Source organism: Sedimentitalea sp. (genome assembly GCF_039973035.1).
Lineage (GTDB): Bacteria > Pseudomonadota > Alphaproteobacteria > Rhodobacterales > Rhodobacteraceae > Sedimentitalea.
Genome location: NZ_JBDWLR010000086.1, coordinates 57,852 through 78,786, shown reverse-complemented (window position 1 = coordinate 78,786; position 20,935 = coordinate 57,852). Strand labels below are relative to the sequence as shown.

12 protein-coding genes are annotated in these 20,935 nt (G+C 60.9%); 6 read left to right on the top strand and 6 right to left on the bottom strand.

What is annotated here, in order from left to right; all coding sequences use genetic code 11:
• Positions 1 to 11: 11 nt before the first annotated feature.
• Positions 12 to 785, top strand: a complete 774-nt coding sequence (yaaA, locus tag ABJO75_RS21660) for a peroxide stress protein YaaA (protein WP_348126474.1) — start codon at positions 12 to 14, stop codon at positions 783 to 785.
• Between the two features lie 23 nt (positions 786 to 808).
• On the opposite strand, the gene ABJO75_RS21655 is transcribed toward yaaA, so the two are convergent.
• On the bottom strand, positions 809 to 3,160 hold the full coding sequence (locus tag ABJO75_RS21655) for a response regulator (protein ID WP_348126472.1): 2,352 nt from the start codon (positions 3,158 to 3,160) through the stop codon (positions 809 to 811).
• A 153-nt stretch (positions 3,161 to 3,313) separates the two neighbouring features.
• Here ABJO75_RS21655 and ABJO75_RS21650 point away from each other — a divergent pair, with 153 nt between their 5' ends.
• Genes ABJO75_RS21650 through ABJO75_RS21640 form a run of 3 tightly spaced genes read left to right on the top strand, consistent with a single transcriptional unit; the run spans position 3,314 to position 11,666 of the window.
• Complete coding sequence (locus ABJO75_RS21650; protein ID WP_348126470.1) at positions 3,314 to 8,752, top strand: alpha-2-macroglobulin family protein; 5,439 nt, start codon at positions 3,314 to 3,316, stop codon at positions 8,750 to 8,752.
• A 29-nt stretch (positions 8,753 to 8,781) separates the two neighbouring features.
• Positions 8,782 to 10,791, top strand: a complete 2,010-nt coding sequence (gene pbpC, locus ABJO75_RS21645; RefSeq protein ID WP_348126582.1) for a penicillin-binding protein 1C — start codon at positions 8,782 to 8,784, stop codon at positions 10,789 to 10,791.
• 29 nt (positions 10,792 to 10,820) lie between these two features.
• The gene (locus tag ABJO75_RS21640; protein ID WP_348126468.1) at positions 10,821 to 11,666 is read left to right on the top strand and encodes a fumarylacetoacetate hydrolase family protein; all 846 of its coding nucleotides are present in this window, start codon (positions 10,821 to 10,823) and stop codon (positions 11,664 to 11,666) included.
• 16 nt (positions 11,667 to 11,682) lie between these two features.
• Here ABJO75_RS21640 and ABJO75_RS21635 read toward each other — a convergent pair whose 3' ends face one another.
• From ABJO75_RS21635 to ABJO75_RS21620, 4 genes are read right to left on the bottom strand one after another with little or no spacing between them, the layout of a single operon-like run.
• Entirely contained in the window at positions 11,683 to 13,725 is a 2,043-nt protein-coding gene (locus tag ABJO75_RS21635; protein WP_348126466.1) for a hypothetical protein, read from the bottom strand.
• A complete protein-coding gene (locus tag ABJO75_RS21630) occupies positions 13,722 to 16,487 on the bottom strand; it encodes a DUF4159 domain-containing protein (protein ID WP_348126464.1) in 2,766 nt (921 codons plus the stop codon). Before ABJO75_RS21630 ends, ABJO75_RS21635 begins: the two co-directional genes overlap by 4 nt.
• Positions 16,484 to 17,359 carry a DUF58 domain-containing protein gene (locus ABJO75_RS21625; protein WP_348126462.1) on the bottom strand — a complete coding sequence of 292 codons (876 nt, stop codon included), beginning with the start codon at positions 17,357 to 17,359 and terminating at the stop codon, positions 16,484 to 16,486. The genes ABJO75_RS21630 and ABJO75_RS21625 overlap by 4 nt, the downstream gene beginning before the upstream one ends.
• Positions 17,356 to 18,363 carry a MoxR family ATPase gene (locus ABJO75_RS21620; protein WP_348126460.1) on the bottom strand — a complete coding sequence of 336 codons (1,008 nt, stop codon included), beginning with the start codon at positions 18,361 to 18,363 and terminating at the stop codon, positions 17,356 to 17,358. Before ABJO75_RS21620 ends, ABJO75_RS21625 begins: the two co-directional genes overlap by 4 nt.
• 68 nt (positions 18,364 to 18,431) lie before the next feature.
• Between ABJO75_RS21620 and ABJO75_RS21615 the strand changes: the two genes are divergently transcribed.
• Positions 18,432 to 19,016 (top strand): DUF1285 domain-containing protein, encoded by a 585-nt coding sequence (locus ABJO75_RS21615; protein WP_348126459.1) that lies wholly within the window; start codon positions 18,432 to 18,434, stop codon positions 19,014 to 19,016.
• 107 nt (positions 19,017 to 19,123) lie between these two features.
• On the top strand, positions 19,124 to 19,876 hold the full coding sequence (locus tag ABJO75_RS21610) for a TIM barrel protein (protein ID WP_348126457.1): 753 nt from the start codon (positions 19,124 to 19,126) through the stop codon (positions 19,874 to 19,876).
• 56 nt (positions 19,877 to 19,932) lie between these two features.
• Here ABJO75_RS21610 and ppk2 read toward each other — a convergent pair whose 3' ends face one another.
• Positions 19,933 to 20,853: a polyphosphate kinase 2 gene (gene ppk2 / locus ABJO75_RS21605; protein WP_348126455.1), complete on the bottom strand. Its 921-nt coding sequence runs from the start codon at positions 20,851 to 20,853 to the stop codon at positions 19,933 to 19,935.
• Between the last annotated feature and the right edge of the window lie 82 nt (positions 20,854 to 20,935).

The window sequence follows — 20,935 nt, the reverse complement described above, 5'->3', positions numbered from 1 at the left end:
AGGAATTTGGAATGCTGATCGTCATATCACCCGCAAAGCGGCTGGACTGGGCAGAGCGCGACATAGCCGCGACCACGCCGGCATTTCAGGACGATGCCATTCGGCTGGCCCGCACAGCGCGCAATCTGACGTTGGGTGATCTGCAAAAACTAATGAGTCTGAGCCCCGATCTGGCCCGCCTGAATCGCGACCGATATCGTGACTTTTCCGATGCCCCAGACGCCGAGCTGACTCGCCCAGCTGCGCTGGCGTTCGCTGGCGACACCTATCAGGGGCTCGAAGCTGCCTCATTGGACGCCGACGAGCTTGCTTGGGCACAGGATCATCTGCGGATTCTTTCAGGGCTTTACGGTGTTTTGCGCCCGCTGGATGCGATTCAGCCCTATCGTTTGGAAATGGGCAGCAGGCTCAAGACGCGGCGTGGAAAATCGCTCTATGAATATTGGCGCGATCAGCTGTCAAAAGCTCTGAACGTGCAGGCCGAACAGGTCGGGACAGAGATTCTCGTGAATTGCGCAAGTCAGGAATACTTCGGTGCAGTGGACCCAAAGGCGCTGAAGCTTCGGGTAATCACACCGGTTTTCATGGAAGATAAGAGCGGCACACCCAAGATCGTCAGCTTCTTCGCCAAAAAGGCCCGCGGAGCGATGGCGCGTTACGTCGTACAAAACCGCCTGACCGAACCGTATGCCCTCATCGAGTTTGACAGCGGCGGCTACCAGTATCAGCCGGACCTGTCAGAACCTGATCGCCCGGTCTTTCTGCGCCCCTACGACAACAGCTGATCGCTCAACCCGGGTCTCGCCTCTTACGCGGATTGCTGCACCGGCAAGGCAGGTTGCACTTCGGTCGGACAGTGTTTGGCAACCTGCTCGTGGATCGACGCCTTGCGCAATGGCTTGGTCATGTAATGATCCAGCCCCGCCGAGAGAATCCCGTCTGAATCTCCATCCATCGCATGCGCCGTCAGTGCAATGATCGGCACATGCCCACCGCTTGCCTGCTCCAGTTTGCGTATCTCGCGGGTCGCTTCCTTGCCATCCATCTTGGGCATGGAAATATCCATAAAGATCATGTCGGGCATAAATTCAGTATATGCCTGCACAGCCTCGATGCCATTATTCGCAAATCGAAGTTCGATATTCAGGTCCTTGACCATCTTGCGCAGCACAAGCTGATTAGTCTTGTTGTCCTCGGCCGCCAACACCCGCATGACACGGATCGCGGCCGTTTGCGGCGGCTCCTCTTCGGTCTGTCCCGTGTCAACCGCCGTCTCCACGGCAATAGGCGCAGCATCGGCGCCAGCGTCGGCGAATGGCGCTAGCTCCTCCAAAGGCACGATATGCAACCGCCGTCCATCAGCGGATTTTGGCGCGGATTTGGTGAGAGTATCGTCAACGGGGTCAGGTTCGGCTGGCAGTATTTCGTCACCGTCACTCTGCAGCGCTGCAAGGGCGGCATAAAGCGCCTGACGCGGATATGGCTTTTGCAGCAAACCCTGGACGTGCCGAAAAGACGGATCACTTTGGGCAAAACTGGCGCTGGAACTGAGCAAAAGGAATGGCACATCAGCCCACTCCTCGGCGCGGATCGCCTCAACCAGTTCCAGCCCATCCATTCCGGGCATGGTGTGATCACACACGACCAGATCAATGTCCGCAGACATGTGCTTCATCGCTTCGCCCCCAGAGGCGCAACAGGTGACTTTCAGCCCCAATTGGCTCATCTGCTTTTCCAGCACTGCCCGGTTAATATCTTGATCGTCGACGAGCAAAACATGAACCAGATTGCCCGGCAGCATGGGTGGACCGTCCTCGGACGCGCCCGCCCGGTCCAGCGTGATACGGAACCCAAAGCACGATCCCTTGCCTGCTTCGCTTACAACCCAGATTTCACCATTCATCAGCTTGATCAGTCGCTGAGTGATCGCGAGCCCCAAACCAGTACCTTCGAACTGGCGGTTCTGCTCGTCTTCGACCTGATTGAACTCGCCAAATATATGATCAACCTTGCTTGCGGGAATGCCGATCCCGGTATCTTCGATCGCTACATGAATCGCACTGCTTCTGCCGTTCTGATCCGGAATACCGGTCACGCGAATCAAGACATGGCCCGATGACGTGAATTTCAGCGCATTGCCGACAAGATTTGTCAGAACCTGACGCATACGCCCGGGATCGCCAACAAATTGCGTTGGCAGGAACAGATCGTAGTCCAGCAGAAGCGCCAGACCCTTGTCCCGCGCGATCGGCTGCAAGAGCAACACGACCTCATGCATACAGCGCTCCAGATCGAACGCCTCGGGGTGCAGTTTCAGCTTGTCCGCCTCGATCTTGGAGTAATCCAGCACGTCGTTGATGATGACCAGCAGCGCCTCGCCCGAACTCTTGATAGTGTTCACATAAAGCCGTTGCTCTTCGTCAAGCGGCGTATCGGTGAGCAGATCGGCCATCCCAACCACACCATTCATCGGGGTCCGGATCTCGTGGCTCATGTTTGCGAGAAAGGCGGACTTGGCGCGATTGGCTGCTTCTGCCCGCCGCCTGGCCGTTTTCAGCTGTGCTTCATATTCAACAGTCGAGGTGATGTTAAGCGCCAGACTGACCACGTCGCCGCCTTGCCCCCGCTGGTCGATCAGCTTGATGTATTGATTGTTCCACATCCGCATGATGATCGGTTCGGGATTTGGTTGCAGCCAACGCTCGGCCATCATCGCGCGCCAATCGTCCGGGCTGCGCTCTTCGGTGTTGACCAGCCCCTCATCGGTCAAAAGCTGCAAAATGCGCATATAGTTTACACCCGGCCCGACCTCTTCAAGCCCGTCAAACGCGCTGATATAGGCGGAATTGGCGCCGATAAGAACATCGCTAGTATCAAAGAAGGCAAAACCATCCTGTATGGTTTGGATCGAATGCCACAGGCGACGTTCGGCGATTTCGACCTTTTCATGCGCCACGGTCAGGTCGGATTTCACCTTTTCGTTTTCGTTCCGAACCGTCGCGACCTCGGCCTGTGTTTCGCCAATCTGCCGTGTCAGGGCCAACGCGTGGCGCCCCAGCTTTCGGTTGGCGGCAGTCAGCTCCGCCTGTTTGAGTTCAAGCAGGCGTTCGGCAGCAAGACGCGACCGCCGTTCGTCGGCAAGTTTATTGGCAAGACTCATGCTTGCAAGGCTCCGCAACTGGCCCTGAAAGGGCGATTTTGACTCAGCATCAGCGAACACGGTGAACAAGTGTTTAAGGCGCGCAACTTCCGGGGAATCGTTGCCAGCGCTACCTTGGCCATGGCACTTTGCAGAAAACATCGGGAGACTGTCATGCGGTATCTGCGGCACGTGATCGGAATTGCTCTGGTGCTCTGGCTTGGTGCTTCGACAATAGCGCACGCACAGCAATCGATTCCTGATTTCAGGTATGTCGCCACGCAGGACATGGACTTCTATGGGGCCGATCTGGACCCGCTGTTTGATACAGATCTGCAAAGCTGCGTGCGCGCGTGTTCTGCGCAAACCGATTGTGCCGCGTTCACGTTCAACGCCCGATCAAATGCCTGTTTCCCCAAACGCGAGGTCAGCGAACAACGACCGTATCAAGGCGCGATTTCAGTGGCCCGTATCCCCGCTGACCCCACTCTGCTCGACCAAGCCGCGTCGCGCCGTGCGGCGTTGCCGTTTCTGGCCCAGGACGACTGGACCCGGGCGAAGGATCAGGGTCGTACGCTCGGCCTGCGAAACCCGACAGGCGGGCAGGACCCCGCGACACTCATTGAGTCAGCGCGGGCGCGCATCGCCGAAGGCAAGATCAGCCAAGCCGCCACGCTGACCGCCATGGCCGTATCACTCACCGATCGCGGCGACCTATGGACCGACTATGCCCGCCTGCTGCTGGCCATCAAGACCGAGAATTCGCGCGATGCCCGCGCCCTTGCCGACCGCGCGCTCAGTGCCGCGCTGAATGGGTATCTTCGCGCGTATGAGGAAGCCCAGCAGGCCCAAGCACTTCTGATCCTGTCCAACGCATTGGACAGGTCTGGCCGAGGCCGTGACATGATCCCGACGCTCAGGCTGGCACAAAGTCTTCAGCCAAACAGCGCCGTCACCGCCGCGTTGGAACGAGCCGTTGCGCAATATGGTTTTCGCATCACCGACAGCACCGTTGAAAGCGATTCGGCCAGCCCCCGGATATGCGCACAGTTCTCTGAACCTCTGGCACGCGCAGAGGTCGATTATGAGCCATTCGTACGGCTGCCCCAATCGGATTTGGTGGTGCAGGCTGATGGCGACCAGCTTTGTATCGGCGGCGTAACCCATGGCACCCGTTATCGGATTACCCTTCGCGCGGGGCTTCCTGCGGCAAGTGGCGAGACCCTGTTCAAGGATGTCGAGCTGACCCATTATGTCCGCGACCGCGCACGTTCTGTCCGGTTTCCCGGTCGCACCTATGTGTTGCCCAAGACTGCCGATGCCGCGCTGCCCGTCGAAACCGTGAACGTCAGCACCCTTGATCTGCGCTTACGTCGGATCAGCGACCGCAACCTGTTGCGCGCGGTGCAGGATGGCTATTTCGGGCGCCCGCTGTCGCAATGGCAGGATCAGGCCTTTGCAAGCGAAATCGCCGAAGAGGTCTGGACCGGCACCGCCGAGGTTGGTGACACGCTCAACAGTGACATGACCACGCGCCTGCCGCTGGACGATGCGATTGCCGGCCAGCCCGCTGGCATCTTTGCGCTGTCCGCACGGGTTCCGGGGGCTGATCCATATGACGATCCCGGCGCAACGCAATGGCTCGTGCTGTCTGATCTGGGCATCAGCAGCATGTCGGGCACGGACGGGTTGCACGTAACGCTGCGCGGATTGTCCGACGCAGCAGCGCGCGCAGAGGTCGAGGTGATGCTGATCTCGCGTGCCAATGCTGTGCTCGCCCGCGAAACCACGGATGCACAAGGCTATGTCCAATTTGACGCGGGCCTGACGCGCGGAACCGGTGCCGCTGCACCCGCCCTGATCCTCGCCCAAGGGGCCGCAGGAGATATCGGGTTTCTGTCCTTGACCGATCCCGGCTTTGACCTGTCGGATCGGGGTGTGGAGGGCCGCGCACCGTCCGGACCAATTGATGTCTTTCTGGCAACTGACCGGGGTGCATATCGCGCAGGCGAAACCATCCATGTCACGGCGTTGACACGCGATGCAGAAGCCAAAGCGATTGAGGGGCTGCCGCTGACCGTGATCCTGTCGCGACCGGATGGAGTAGAGTATGCCCGCCAACTGTCCGAGGGCGGTGTCGCCGGTGGTCATGTATATTCCCTGCCGATTGCGGCGGATGCCCCGCGCGGGACTTGGCAGGTGGACATCAAGACCGATCCAAAGGGTCCCGCATTGGCCAGCCAACCTGTATTGGTCGAGGATTTTCTTCCGGAACGGATCGATTTCGATCTCGCGCTGACCCCGTCGCCCCTGCGCGCGGGTGAATCCCCACTGTTGCATACCGACGCCCGCTATCTTTTTGGCGCGCCTGGGTCCGATCTGACAATCGAAGGCCAGGCAACCTTGCGCGCGGCCTCGCGGGTAGAAGCATGGCCCGGATATCGCTTTGGTCGGCATGATGAACAAGGCGAGCCTGCCAGCAGTGCCTTTGGCGATCAACGAACCGATGCAGAGGGCGCAGCCTCTGTTGCCCTAGACCTGCCGGGCCTTGCGACAAGCAATCAGCCGATGGAATTGACGGTGACAACCCGGCTTGCCGATGGTGCCGCGCGCCCGGTCGAGCGGCAGATCACCGCGCCGGTCCACCCGGACAGCGCGGTCATCGGTATCAAACCACTGTTTGACGATGTCGTGGCCGAAGGCACCGAAGCCGCGTTTGACGTAATCGTTCTGACCCCCGACCTGACCCCAACCGCGATGAACGTGCGCTGGACACTGAACCGGATCGAAACGCGCTATCAGTGGTATCAGCTTTACGGCAATTGGAATTGGGAGCCGACAACGCGGCGTACCCGCATTGCCACGGGTGAGGCGATGATTGACGGGCCATTCACCCTGTCCGAGCCAGTGGATTGGGGCGAATACGAGTTGGTTGTCGAGCGGCTCGACGGCCCGTATGCCGCCGCATCCGTCGATTTCCACGCAGGCTGGTACGCGTCTGCGGATGCGACCACGACTCCGGATCGGCTCGATCTCTCGCTCGATCAGGACAGCTATCGCCCCGGTGACACGGCACGCCTGCGCATTGTTCCGCGTGCGGCGGGCACGGCGCTGATCACGGTGATGTCCAACCATGTGATCCACCGGCAGGCGGTCGAGGTCGAGGCCGGTGAAACCGTCATTCCACTCACCGTCACCAATGATTGGGGCACAGGTGCCTATGTCAGCGCAACCGTCCTGCGACCGATGGATGTGTCCTCCGGGCGCAACCCTGCTCGCGCGATCGGACTGGTCCATGCGGATATCGAACCTGTGGGCAAGGTGCTGGACGTGGTCATTAATGTGCCGGAAACGACTGACCCGCGCCAAACCCACCGGACCCGCATCACCGTCAACGGCGCTGAACCGGACGATGAGGTTTGGCTGACACTGGCCGCCGTCGACCTCGGTATCCTCAACCTCACCGGCTTTCAAAGTCCGGACCCCGCAGGCCACTATTTTGGCCAACGCCAACTGGGTATGGAACTGCGCGATATCTATGGCCGCCTGATCGATGGCATGAACGGGGCCCTTGGCACCGTGCGTTCGGGTGGCGACAACGGCGCGGGATTGCGCATGCAATCGCCACCGCCGACACAGGAATTAATGGCAGAATTTTCGGGGCCGATCCGAGTCGGCCCGAACGGCGAGGCGTTTGTCGATCTCGATCTGCCTGCGTTCAATGGCACCGTTCGGCTGATGGCCATCGCATGGTCAGACAATGCCATCGGTCAGGCCCAGGCCGACATGCTGGTACGTGATCCTGTCGTCGTCACGGCCACCCTTCCAAACTTTCTCGCGCCGGGCGACACCAGCCGCATCCGCCTTGACGTCGTGCATGCGGATGGCCCCGCCGGAGACATGCGCCTGATGCTAGAAACATCCGGGGCAGCGCTGGAACTGGATAGCAGCCCCGGTAACTTTGTGCTTGCCCAAGGAGGCAAAACCGATTTTCAGGTGCCCGTCACGGCGCACACGGTGGGCGACCCGACTGTTGATGTGATCTTGACCACGCTCGATGGGCGCGAACTGCGCCAAAGCCTGACCCTGCCCATACGCGCCAACGATCCCGTCACGGCGCAAACGCGGCGCTTTTCGCTTGCTGCCGGGCAAAGCTTTGACTTTTCCAGCGATGTCTTTGCCAACCTGCGCGCCGGTACGGGCGAGGCCATTCTATCTGCCGGGCCGCTTGCCCGCTTTGACGCCCCCGGCTTGCTCGCGACGCTGGATCGCTATCCCTATGGATGCACCGAACAAGTCACATCGCAGGCCCTGCCCCTGCTCTATATGTCCTCTGTGGCCGAGGCTGTCGGGCTGGGTGATGGATCGGCGGTCGATGCCCGGATCAATGCTGCCATTTCACGGATCATGACGCGGCAGACCAACAATGGTGCCTTTGGTCTGTGGCGCGCCGAATCCGGTGACTTCTGGCTTGATGCCTATGTCTCCGATTTCCTCAGCCGCGCTCGGGCCACCGGTCACACGGTGAGTGACCGGGCCTTCCAACTCGCGATGGACAACTTGCGCAACCGCATCAACTATGCGCCCGATTTTGACAGTGGCGGTCAGGACATTGCCTATGCCCTGATGGTGCTGGCCCGCGAAGGTCTCGCCGCGATGGGGGACTTGCGGTACTATGCCGACGTCAAGGCCGACGCGTTCGCGACCCCACTGGCTGCCGCGCAACTGGCTGCCGCGCTGGCTTACTATGGCGATCAACCGCGTGCAGATGCGATGTTCGCCCGCGCAGCCCGGATGACCGAGACGCGTCAGCGCAATCCGCTGCTGTGGCGCGCCGATTACGGCACGGGGCTACGCGATACCGCGGGTGTTCTTGCCCTCGCCGCCGAAGCCGGCAGCGACGCCATCAACATCGCAGACCTGACGCGACAGATTACCGGAACCGATGCGCCGCTATCGACGCAAGAGGCCGCCTGGTCGCTCTTGGCTGCGCAAGCTCTCATCGCATCACCGGAACAATCCGGTCTGCGCGTCAACGGCGCATCGGTGGCAGGCCCGTTTGTACAGGTGCTGAATGCGGATAGTGCGCAGTCAGAGATGACGATCACCTCCGCTAGCGGGGGCGATACTGACATTACACTGACCACGCTGGGCGTGCCCCAAACGCCACCGCCCGCAGGCGGCACCGGCTATGGCATAACCCGCAGTTATTATACCATGGACGGCGCGCCGATTGAGCGGAATACCATGGCCGTTGGTGACCGGTTTGTGACCGTTCTCCGCGTCAATCCATTCGAAGACTCCGCCGCCCGGTTGATGATCAACGATCCGTTGCCAGCCGGGATCGAGATCGACAACCCCAGCCTGCTGCGCTCGGGCGATGTGGCAGCGCTTGACTGGTTGTCACTGTCCGAGGCCACACATACCGAATTCCGCAGTGATCGCTTCCTCGCCGCAGTTGACATGCGCACATCGGGCACCGTCACTCTGGCTTATGTGGCACGCGCGGTAACGCCGGGCGACTTTCACCACCCGGCGGCGTCGGTCGAAGACATGTACCGGCCCCGGTTTCGCGCCCGCACAGCAACTGGCCGGATGACCGTCACCAGATGAGAAGCTGTGCTCTCTTTGCGGTAGTGGCGATGCTCTTTGCCGCTGCGGCCCTGCGCGACCATGTTGACGCGTGGATAGATGCGACTGATTTGCCACCGACTTTGGCAGATACCTCGGTTGAAATCCGGGACCGGACCGGAAAGCTGCTGCGGGCCTACACGGTCGGTGACGGCATCTGGCGTCTCGCGCCGACGTTATCGGCCGTGGGTGACACCTTTCTGGCCATGCTCGTTCGGTACGAAGACAAACGTTTCTGGCAGCACCACGGCATTGATCCTTTGGCCATGTCGCGCGCCGCTGCACAGGCGGTCTGGAATGGGCGGACGATCTCGGGTGGATCGACTCTGACAATGCAGGTTGCACGGCTGATCGAAGATGGCAGCACCGGGAAATGGGCGGGCAAGCTGCGCCAAATCCGTCTGGCGCTAGCACTCGAACGGCATCTGACCAAGGATCAGATCCTCACACTTTATCTGACCCATGCGCCCTACGGGGGGAACCTCGAAGGCATCCGGGCCGCAACGCTCGCCTGGCTCGGCAAGGAACCGCACCGTCTGACGCCTGCCGAGTCCGCACTGCTGGTGGCTTTGCCCCAATCGCCCGAAGCCCGCCGCCCGGATCGGCACCCTGAGAGGGCCAAGGCCGCGCGCGACCGGGTGCTGACCCGTATGGCAGGGGCCGAAATCCTACCGCAGCATCAGGTGCGTTCCGCGCAACACGCCCGCATTCCTCGGCACATCCGCCCATTTCCCCAACTGGCCGCACATCTGGCGGATCGTGTACGCGGTTCATCACCGGACAAGCAACGCCATGACCTGACGATCGATGCACACCTGCAGGCATCACTGGAACCGATCCTTGCCCAAGCCGCTCGGCGCTCTGGGTCACGCACCTCTGCCGCACTGGTCGTGGCGGATCATCAAACCGGAGAAATTCTCGCCTCAATCGGCTCTCCCTCCTATGACAATGCGCAAGGGAGACAGGGGTTTGTGGATATGACGCAGGCCATCCGTTCGCCGGGATCGACGCTAAAGCCATTGATCTACGGGCTCGCCTTTGATCAGGGGCTGGTGCATCCCGAAACCCTGATCCATGACGGGCCCGTGCAATTTGGTCGCTATGCCCCGCGCAATTTCGATGGGCAGTTTCGCGGTGACATCCGGGTGCGCGAGGCGCTGCAAAACTCGCTGAACATCCCGGTGATCAAGCTGACCAACGAATTGGGTCCCGCACGGATCATGGATGCGCTATCGCGCACGGGGGCAGATGCGCGGTTGCCGGGCGGCGCGCCGGGGCTGGCGATTGCGCTCGGTGGTGTCGGAATCAACCTGCAGGATCTGGTGCAACTCTATGCGGCGCTGGCACAGGGCGGGCATGGCCACGGTCTTCGCACGCGGCTGCATGACGAGGCACCGCATACTAATCGTGCAATTTCGGATGTCGCCGCTTGGCACGTGGGTGACATTCTGGCAGGTCTTGCGCCCCCTCCCGGTGCACCGCGTGGGGCGCTGGCCTACAAAACCGGTACGTCTTATGGTCACCGCGATGCCTGGGCGATTGGCTATGATGGGCGGCATGTGATCGGCGTGTGGCTGGGCCGCGCCGATGGCACTCCGGTTCCCGGCGCCTTTGGTGGCGATCTTGCGGCCCCGCTGCTGTTTCGTGCCTTTGGACGGCTCAAGCCCGACTTTGAACCTCTGCCTCCGCCGCCACCCGCGACTTTGATCATGGGGGCTGCCGGGTTGCCTCAGCCGCTCCAGCGGTTTCGTCCGCGTGGCGCCCGTTTCACCGAGGCTCCCGATGCACCAAAGCTGCTCTTTCCGCCGGATGGCGCCATTCTGGACAGGGCCGGGGAAACTGTTACGCTCAAGGTTCGCGGCGGACGCGCACCCTTTCTGGTGCTGGCCAATGGACAACCGGTGGCCAAGGGGCAGCGCCGCAGCGAATTCGATATTCCCAACCCCGGTACCGGATATTCCACGCTGGTTATCGTCGATGGGGCCGGCCAGTCTGACCGGGTGACGGTCCGGCTGGATTAAAACGTTGAGACAATCGGGAGGATAGCAACGTGAAAACAAGACAAACTCTGGCCCTGTGCCTGATCTGTATCGGTGGCACGGCGGCAGCTGAATGCGCAAGCGACGCCCAGATCGACGCCTATGTTGCGGACTACACCAGCAACACACCGGCAAAGGCGCTGGCCGCCGGTGGCAGTATGGACGACGCGCTTTGCACCCAAGCCAAGCTGGTCAAAGCCCTCACGGCGCATATGGGTCCAGTTGTCGGCTACAAGGCCGGGCTGACAAGCAAACCGGCACAGGAACGCTTTGGCGTGACCGAACCGGTTCAGGGCGTGCTGTTTCGCGACATGATGCTGCAAGACGGTGCCGAAGTGCCAGAGAAATGGGGCGCGCGCCCAGTGTTCGAGGCTGATCTGCTCCTCGTGGTCGGCAGCGGTGCGATCAATGATGCGACCACTGCGGAAGAGGCCATGCCCTATATCTCGGCCGTTCGCCCGTTCATTGAACTGCCTGATTTGTCCGTTGCCGAGGGCGAGCCGATCACTGGAGTCACCCTGACAGCCAGTGCCGTCGCCCCGAAACTGGGCGTGATGGGTGCGGAAATCCCGGTTGGTGATCCCGGCGCGATGTACACCGCACTTGGGACGATGATGGTGACGCTATCGGCCGCCGATGGTGAGGTTCTGGCGCAGGCACCGGGCGAAGCGGTGCTGGGCCATCCGGTCAATTCCGCGATCTGGCTAATGTCCAAGGGCATTGCGCTGAAACCCGGTGATCTGGTTTCAGTTGGGTCATTTGGCCCGCTGGTGCCACCGGTCAAAGGCAAGGGTGGTGCGTCGGTCCAGTATTCAGGACTTCCCGGCGATCCAACGGTCAGCGTCACGTTCAAGTAATACGGCTAGGGCGGCGTCAGCGCCGCCCTTCGCGCAACCAGCCGCCGACGATCAACGCCGACGCCAAGAGCAGCACAAGCCATGCGGGCAACAATGGCGATTGCGTCACATCGCGGGTTTCATACGCTCCGCGCGGGGTCAGACCGATCCACCCGCGTCCAGCGGCGGGGCGACCCTCGCGAACGTTGCGGATGCTGGGCAGCCCTTCCTCAAGCCGAAATATTCCACCGCGCAACGGCGCGATTGCCGGTTCCAGCAGGTCGGCGGTGGCTATGGTTTGCTCAAACTCACGCGGTGCAGCCGGGCCAAGGCCGATCACCGCCTCGTGGTCGCCTTCGGCAAGGTGATAGAGGCCAATTTCCGGGCCATCATACAGCGCCTCGAACCGGCCTGATGACACCTCCTCCAATGGCACCTCTGTGGTTGTACCGTCAGGCCGCGTCACAGTCACCGCCCCGGCTTCCTCTGACAGTGTTCGGCGAATGATACGCATGTTTTGACCCGTGGCTTCGGCCCACAGCGCCTCTTCCTCTAGCTCCGGTTCCTTCATCATCCAATGCGCCAACCGACGCAGCAATTCCAGTTGCGGCCCGCCGCCTTCATATCCCCGGCTCCACAACCACGCATGATCAGAGGCCAGCATTGCCACGCGCCCTTCACCCACTCGGTCAAGGATCAGCAACGGGCGCTCATCAATGCCGTTCATCAGAACTTTGCCAGCTTGCGGGTCCACATCGATCTGGCGCAGCCAGGACCCCCAGCTGTCCTCGCCCTGCAAATCCGCCGTCACCGGATGACGCGCGCCCACGTCGGTCACAACAGGGCGGTATTTTTCCTCGACCACCCGTGCGCTTGGTTCGGCGGGCAGCACACGCGCCAGCGGCGAGCGATAGATGCTGTCGGCCCCGGCAAAATCCGGTCCTGCGGCGACCAGAACCGCGCCCCCTTTGGTGACGTAATCGGCAACATTATCCAGATAGATCGCCGGGAGGATGCCGCGCCGCTTGTATCGATCAAAAATGATCAGGTCGAAATCGTCGATTTTTTCAAGAAACAGCTCGCGGGTCGGGAAGGCGATCAACGACAGCTCTCCAACCGGTACGCCATCCTGTTTTTCCGGTGGGCGCAGGATGGTGAAGTGGACCAGATCGACGGAACTGTCTGACTTCAGCAGGTTGCGCCATGTGCGCCCCCCCGGATGCGGCTCGCCCGATACCAAAAGGACCCGCAAGCGGTCGCGCACCCCATTCATCTGGATCAGCGCCGTGTTGTTGCGATCCGTAATCTCGCCATCCGATTCAGGTACGGTAAACTGGATCACGTTGCGTCCACCGTGGGGCAGTGTGACCGGCAATTCGATGTCCTGCCCGACCGGCACGCTAAAGCTCTGTGGCTCGCCGCCATCCACTGATATATCTAGCGTCGCGGTGCCATCAGAAAGTGGCGCAGCACCACTGTCCTCGATCCGCAAGGTCAGCGTGACCGCCTCGCCGATGATGGCAAATGCAGGCGCATTGCGCACGATCAACCGCCGGTCCCAGTCGGTTTCCCGCCCCGTCATCAACAGATGCATTGGGGCGGCAACCTCAGGCATGCTGTCCATGTCATGAACCCGCCCGTCGCTGAGCGCGATGATCCCCGCCACACGCGCGCTCGGTTCCTCTGCGAGCACGGCTGACAAGGCCCCCATCAATTCGGTTCCTGCATCGCCTTCGCCATCGCGCACCGTAACCCGGCGCAGTTCTGTATTCGGACGTGCGGCGATTTCAGCGGCCAATTCTTCCACCGCCTCTTCCATCTGCGCAGGCCGATCCGAGAGCATCTGGCTGGCGCTCTGATCCTCGATCATGACCAAAATGTCGGTCAACGGCGCGCGATCTTCGACCTGATAGGCCGGTCCGGCCAGCGCGCCCAAAAGCACCAGCGCCGCAAGCGTTCGGTAGCCCCACCCTGACAACCCGCGCCACAGGGCCAGACTCACTCCGGCCAGCGCCAGCGCCGCGAGCACGGCAATCGCGATCCAGGGAATCAGCGGATCAAAGACAACAGAACCCGTCATTGGCCCAACCTGTCCAAAAGTGCGGGCACATGCACCTGATCGGATTTGTAGTTTCCGGTCAGCACGTGCATCATCAGATTAACTCCGAACCGATTGGCCAACTCGCGCTGCCGCTCGCCCGCAAATCCGCGCCCCACCGGCAATAGAGGACGCCCGTTGCCATCTACGGCCCATGCGGCGGCCCAGTCATTGCCGCCGATGACCACCGGCGTCACACCATCGTTTAGGTTGCGAAACGGCATGCCCTCGATCTGTTCGGCGTCGGGCGCCGCCGCCTCGACCCAAAGTTCTCGGCTGGTGTGGCGACCCGGAAAATCCTGCAAAAGGTAAAACGTACGGGTCAGCACGTGATCAGGCGGCAAGGGTTCAAGCGGCGGCACGTCCAGAGGCGCCGCCAGTTGCTGCAGTTTGCGCCCATTCGGGCTGGCCGCGCCAAAGCGGGCTATGTCTGCGTCGCGCGTGTCAAACAGGATCATCCCACCGGAACGCAGGTATTCGTTGATTCGCGCATAAGCCTCGGCCGACGGGGTCGGTTGATCCGGTGTGATCGGCCAGTAGAGCATCGGAAAGAACGCCAGCTCATCCCGCTCCAGATCGACGCCCACAGGGTTGGCAGGCTCGATTGACGTGCGAAAGAACAGCGTTTCCGACAACCCGCGCAATCCGGCCTGAGCGACGCGATCAAGTTCGGCATCGCCGGTCAGCACATGCGCCAGCACCAGTTCGCTGGTCGCAGCAATTGCAAACGCATCATCGTCTTCCTGCGCCTGTCCGGGCAGCGGTTGCAGTAGCATCAGCGCGCCAGCAAAGACAGCGGCCGCGCGGGAGAGGCCAAGACGTCCGGACAATGCCAGAGAGGCAATCACATCCACCGCCAGCAGAACCAGCGCAAGACCCAGCAACGCTCCGCCAAGTGGCATTTCCCGTTCCACAGTCAGTCCCTCGACCGGGATGCTGTCGGGCCATGTTGCCGTTATCAATTCACTGTCTTCAGACATCACATTACGCGCAAGACGGCGGTCTTCGCTGGCGTATAGGCCCGGACGCAGGTTGGGACCAACCGGATCACCGACCAGCGCCGCACCGTCAACTCCGGGCAAATTGCCCGCGTCGGAGAGTTTGCCAAATCCGTCCATAACCTGAAGGGGCGTCCATGTGGTGCCTTCGAGATCCTCGGGATGCGGTATGGACGCGGATGACGACACAGCCAGCCGTTCCAACATCTCGACGAACAGGCCTGACAACGGCAGGCTCGACCATTCGGCGTTGGCGGTCACGTGGAACAGCACCACCTGCCCCTGCCCCAGCTGTTTGCGGGTGACCAACGGAGTGCCATCGCTCAGCGCAGCAATCACTCTGTCTGCCAGCGTCGGGTCAGGTTGCGCCACGACCTGCGACGACACGGTTACGTCATCAGGGATCGTGAGCCCGTGAAACGGCGACTCCTCGGCGAAGGGCGCGAGGGCCTTGGGTTCGCCCCAACTCATCGCGCCGCCGACACTGCGCCCTCCGGCCCGCAAACGAACCGGCATCAGTGGGTGTTCGGTATCGCGGCTGATATCGCTCGCTGCCAGTCGCGGCCCGGCAAACCGCAGCAGCATGCCCCCTGCATCGATCCACGCGGTCAAAGCCTCTTGTTCCGCCATCGAAAGGGTCGCGACATCGGCCAGAACTAGGACATCGGGATTGGCGGGAAGTAGGTCCAGCAACGCTCCGGTCAGTAATTCCGCCGTCGGCGACAACGCTTGTTCAAGGTAATGCAGCGGGGCCAGCAATTCGAGCCCTTCGCGACCATCGCGACTGGCCATCAGCGCCACCTCGCGGCGACGCAGGCTATCATCACTGAGGGTCAGAGCGCCCGCAGATCGTTGACCCTGAATTTCAAACCGCGTGATACGTGCCCGCAGCTCCGACGGCAGAGACAAGGCGGCAGATGCGGTGACCTCATCCGCCTCAAACGTCGCAGGCACCGAGGCCAACACTCGCATGGTTCCCGCCGGGTCCCGGCCTTGCGCCAAAATTGTAATTTCTCGCACATTTCCGGGCAAGGATCTTCGGGCCGTCAGCTGAACCGCGCCATCCTCATAACGCGCCGGGGCCAATGCCACCACCGCGCCTCCGGTCTGATAGGCGCGCACATCTCCGCGTGCCTCCAAAGCGGCCAGCAACTCATCCCGCCCCACATGATCCAAACCGTCGCTGATCCAATGCGTGTCAAAACTGCCGTCCACCTCGGCCAACGCCACGAGTGTCGCATCGATCTGCGCTTGGGTGGCAGCCCACGGCGCGGGTAACAGCCCGGCCAACCGGCTGCGCCAGACATCTGCGGCCTGAAAGACCGGCACCTCTGGAGCAGTAAGCCGAAGTATGGACACCGGGCGTCCAGCACGCCCCGCCTCGGTCAATTGCGCCTCGATGAGATCTGTCTTGTCGGTCCATTGCGTGGCCCCGGCCCAACTGGCATCCATCACGATCAAAAGCGGGCCAGAGCCGCTCTGATTTTGCTGTGGATTGAGAACCGGACCGGCCAGTCCCACGATCACAGCAGCAACTGCCAGCATACGCAACAACAGCAACCACCATGGCGTGCGATCCGAAACACTTTCATCATCCGTCAATCCAAGCAGCAACGCCACACCGGGAAATCGGCGGCGGATCGGAGCCGGCGGGATCGCACGCAGAAGCAGCCACAGAATAGGCAAGGCCAAGAGCCCCAGCAACAGCCAGGGCGATGCAAACCCGATTCCGCCGAGCACCGTCATAGGCTGCCCCGATCCAACGCGCGATAAAGCCACAACAGCCCTGATTGTGCGCTGTCATTGGTGTGATGCAGCCCAAGATGCCAGCCGGTACTGCGGCACAGATGCGCCAATCGCGCCTTGCGCTCAGCGAGCCTGTCCAGATAGCGATCTCGCAATTCATTCGCCTTGAGCGTTTCATGCCGCAGCGTACCGCCCACGCTTTCGAATATTGTGCGCCCTCGGAAAGGAAACGCCTCTTCGCTCGGGTCCAGAATTTGCAGGACGACCCCACGCACGCCACGGTCTGCTGCTTTGGTCAGAGCCAGTTCCACCTCGCGAATATCTCCCAGAAAATCCGACAGGAAAACCGCACGGGCATGTGGGATCATCGCGCGATGTTCCGGTGCCGCATAGTCTTCGGGGGCGTCCAGCGCAAAGCTCTCGGCCAACCGCAGGATTTGGGTGTTGCCACGTCGCGGCGGCAAACTCGTACCGGTCAGGCCGACCCGCTCGCCACCACGCACAAGCAGGATTGCGATGGCCAGCGACAGCAACCGCGCCCGTTCGATCTTGGTCGGCAGGTTGTCGTCTGAGGCAAAGCGCATGGATGCGCCCTGATCGACCCAAAGCATCACGGATTGCGCGATCTGCCATTCGCGTTCGCGCACGAATTGCTGATCGCCCCGTGCAGAGCGGCGGTGATCGATCAAACGTCTGCTGTCGCCGGTCTGTGCCGGTCGGTACTGCCAGAAATCATCCCCCAACCCCGCGCGCCTGCGCCCGTGTTCGCCCAGAAGAACCGTACCGGCCAAATGCTCGGCCCGCGCCAACAGCGGCGGCATCCGACCCGCTTCGGCCTCGGCACGTTCGCGCAGGGACAAGGGTTGTGTCACGCGGCGGCCTCAGCCCGGGTCAGGTCGCGGGCGGTGCTCTCGATCAGTTCGGATAGACTGTCTCCGCGCGCCCGCGCCGCAAAGTTGAGCGCCATGCGGTGGCTCAGCACAGGGCGCGCCATGTTGATCACGTCTTCTGCGTTGGGCGCCAATCGCCCTTCAAGCAACGCCCGCGCCCGCACCGTCAGCATCAACGCCTGCGCCGCACGCGGACCTGGCCCCCAGGCAACGGTGTCACGAACACGTTCGGACGCGCCGGGTTCATCAGGACGGAACGCGCGGACCAGATCGAGAATCATCTCGACCACCGATTCCCCGACTGGCATCCGGCGCAGCAACGTCTGCGCAGCCAACAATTCGTCGCGCGTGAAGACTGCTGTCGACAAATCCTCTTCGACCCCAGTGGTCGCAATCAGGATGTCCCGCTCGGTGTCTCGATCTGGATAATTCACATCAATCTGGACCAGAAAACGGTCAAGCTGTGCTTCGGGCAAGGGATAAGTCCCCTCTTGTTCGATCGGGTTCTGCGTCGCCAACACGTGAAACGGCGGGTCCAGCGGGCGGTCTTCGCCTGCAACTGTTACCGTCCGCTCTTGCATAGCCTGCAACAACGCAGACTGCGTCCGCGGGCTGGCGCGGTTGATCTCGTCCGCCATGAGGAGCTGGCAGAAGATAGGTCCCTGAACAAACCGGAACGACCGCGATCCGTCGGCGGCGGTATCGAGAATCTCGGAACCCAGAATATCGGCAGGCATCAGGTCAGGTGTGAACTGGATGCGATTGCCGTGCAGCCCCATCACCGTTGACAGCGTTTCAATCAGGCGTGTCTTGCCCAGACCCGGCAGGCCGATCAACAACCCATGCCCACCGCAAAGCAGCGCGGTCAAGGTAAGATCGACAACCCGCTCCTGGCCGATGAAGCGGCGGGTGATCGAGGCCTTGGCCTGCGCAAGCTTGATTTCCAGTGCCTCGACTTCGGCAACCAGATCATCTGGATCGGACATGACATTCCTTTCGGGGAACCTTAGACTAGATCATAAGTCTATCGCGCTTGGAGGAAATGGCAAAAGCTATGAATGGACAAAAAGCTGTTACCCCCTCGGCAGAGGGCATCGCCGCAGCCGTCAGCGCCGCGAAAAAAGGGCGTGGATTGCCACCGGTCCACCTGTGGAATCCGCCGTTTTGCGGGGATCTCGACATGCGGATCGCCCGTGATGGCACATGGTTTTACCTTGGCACACCGATCGGCAGGTTCGAGCTTGTCAAACTGTTTTCCTCGATCCTAAAGAAGGAAGACGACAAGTATTTCCTTGTCACTCCGGTCGAAAAGGTTGGAATCACCGTGGATGATGCCCCTTTTGTTGCCGTTGATTTCGAGGCGTCCGGTGCCGGACAGGATCAGGTCCTGACCTTTAACACACATGTCGGCGATGCCGCGATGGCTGGTCCCGATCACCCGATCCGTGTTGAGCGCGATGCCGAGACCGGCGAGCCGTCACCCTACGTCATGATCCGCGCGGGGCTTGAGGCGTTGATCGACCGCAAGAGCTTTTACCGGCTGGTGGAACTGGGCAGCCACTATGACAACTGGTTTGGTTTGTGGTCGTCTGGCGAGTTCTTTCCGATCATCCCTTCCAAAGAGTTGGAGAATATATGAATGGCGAGAAATCCGGAAAAGTTTAGAAAACTTGCTGTGCTGCAGAGCTTGGCAAACGCCATGTTCCGGCGTTAGACCGCGAACCTTAGCTGCCTGAACGAGTTGCCATGCCCAGATTTGCCGCCAACCTGACATTGCTCTTTACGGAATTGCCCTATCTGGACAGGTTTGATGCGGCCGCCAGCGCAGGGTTTTCAGCCGTCGAGATCCTGTTTCCCTATGATGTGCCCGCCAAGGACACTCGCCGCGCCCTGCTGCGCAACGGGCTCGACCTGATCCTGATCAACGCCCCACCGCCCAACTACACTGGGGGAACACCGGGATACGGTGCCGTTCCCGGTGGTGAGGGTCGTTTTGAGCACGACATAAAACGTGCGCTGCGCTATGCGGGCGAACTTCGTCCCACCTTCATCCACATCATGGCAGGCTATACCAAGGATGAGGCGGCAGAGGCGACATTCGTTCGCAATCTGCAATGGGCTGCGGATCTAGCGCCCGAGCAAAGTTTTACCATCGAACCGCTCAATCCCGGCGACCAGCCCGGCTATTTTCTCGATGATTATGCCCTCGCCGCCCGGATACTTGACGCGGTGGACCGGCCCAATGTCGGGTTGCAATACGACAGCTATCACGCCGAGGTCATTCACGGGGATGCCTTGCAAATCTGGGAGGTGTACAAGGATCGCGTCACACATGTGCAGATCGGCGCGGCGCCCGGGCGCAGCGAACCGGGAACCGGCCCTACTAATTTCCCGGCACTATTCGCGGCAATTGACGCCAGCAGCTATGCCGGCTGGGTCAGCGCCGAATACCATTCCAGCACAGCACGCACCGAGGACAGCTTGCATTGGCTGAAATGACCCCGGCGCCAGACAGGGCAGCACCATATCGCCCGCCCCGCCCGGAACTTGAAAGATCAGTACTTTTTCGGAACGTAAAGTTCGTCTGGCAGAACCGCGCGTTCGTAATCGGGATTGAACTGGCGCTCGGGCAGATGAATCTCGTCGCTCGGCACATCTGTGTAGGGAAACACGCTGAGCAGGTGGCTCATGCAATTCAGCCGCGCGCGTTTCTTGTCATTGCCCTGCACGATGTACCACGGTGCTTCCTCGATATTGGTTCTGAGCAGCATCTCTTCCTTGGCTTTGGTGTATTTTTCCCAACGCACACGGCTTTCCAGATCCATCGGAGACAGCTTCCACTGTTTCAACGGGTCGTGAATGCGGATCAAAAACCGCATCTGTTGCTCTTCGTCTGTGATCGAGAACCAGTATTTTATCAACCGAATCCCCGAACGGACCAGCATCCGCTCAAACTCGGGCACATCGTGAAAGAAATCTTCAACCTGATCTTCGGTGGCAAATCCCATCACACGCTCAACGCCGGCGCGATTGTACCATGATCGGTCGAACAAGACGATTTCACCCGCGCCCGGCAGGTGCGGGACATACCGCTGAAAATACCACTGTGATTTTTCGCGATCCGATGGCGCCGGCAGCGCCACTGTGCGCACCACGCGGGGGTTAAGCCGTTGGGTAATGCGTTTGATCACCCCGCCTTTGCCAGCGCTGTCGCGCCCCTCGAAAACGATGACGACCTTTTCACCACTGTGCACCACCCAATCCTGAAGGCGGATCAGCTCCGATTGCAGCTTTATCAACGCAGAAAAGTAGTCCGCTCGCGGCAAGGCCTCAGGGTGAGCCGCCTTGTAGATCTTGCGGATCTCCATCGAAAGCGCGGCGTCTTCGAGTTCCAATTCATAGTCTTCGTCCAGCGTATCGGCCAGTTCGGCCTGCAGCCAATCGTTGGCACCGTCGTCCTCGGTCTTGCCGCTCATGCAATCGTCCTCTTTCTTGAATTCTGCGCCATCGTTAACCACCATTTCATGACATAAATGTAATACACGCCAGCGATATTAG

Coding starts and splice junctions, on each gene's coding strand:
- yaaA (WP_348126474.1), top strand. CDS start 12: ATGCTGATCGTCATATCACCCGCAAAGCGGCTGGACTGGGCAGAGCGC.
- ABJO75_RS21655 (WP_348126472.1), bottom strand. CDS start 3,160: ATGAGTCTTGCCAATAAACTTGCCGACGAACGGCGGTCGCGTCTTGCT.
- ABJO75_RS21650 (WP_348126470.1), top strand. CDS start 3,314: ATGCGGTATCTGCGGCACGTGATCGGAATTGCTCTGGTGCTCTGGCTT.
- pbpC (WP_348126582.1), top strand. CDS start 8,782: ATGCTCTTTGCCGCTGCGGCCCTGCGCGACCATGTTGACGCGTGGATA.
- ABJO75_RS21635 (WP_348126466.1), bottom strand. CDS start 13,725: ATGACGGGTTCTGTTGTCTTTGATCCGCTGATTCCCTGGATCGCGATT.
- ABJO75_RS21630 (WP_348126464.1), bottom strand. CDS start 16,487: ATGACGGTGCTCGGCGGAATCGGGTTTGCATCGCCCTGGCTGTTGCTG.
- ABJO75_RS21620 (WP_348126460.1), bottom strand. CDS start 18,363: ATGTCCGATCCAGATGATCTGGTTGCCGAAGTCGAGGCACTGGAAATC.
- ABJO75_RS21615 (WP_348126459.1), top strand. CDS start 18,432: ATGAATGGACAAAAAGCTGTTACCCCCTCGGCAGAGGGCATCGCCGCA.
- ABJO75_RS21610 (WP_348126457.1), top strand. CDS start 19,124: ATGCCCAGATTTGCCGCCAACCTGACATTGCTCTTTACGGAATTGCCC.
- ppk2 (WP_348126455.1), bottom strand. CDS start 20,853: ATGAGCGGCAAGACCGAGGACGACGGTGCCAACGATTGGCTGCAGGCC.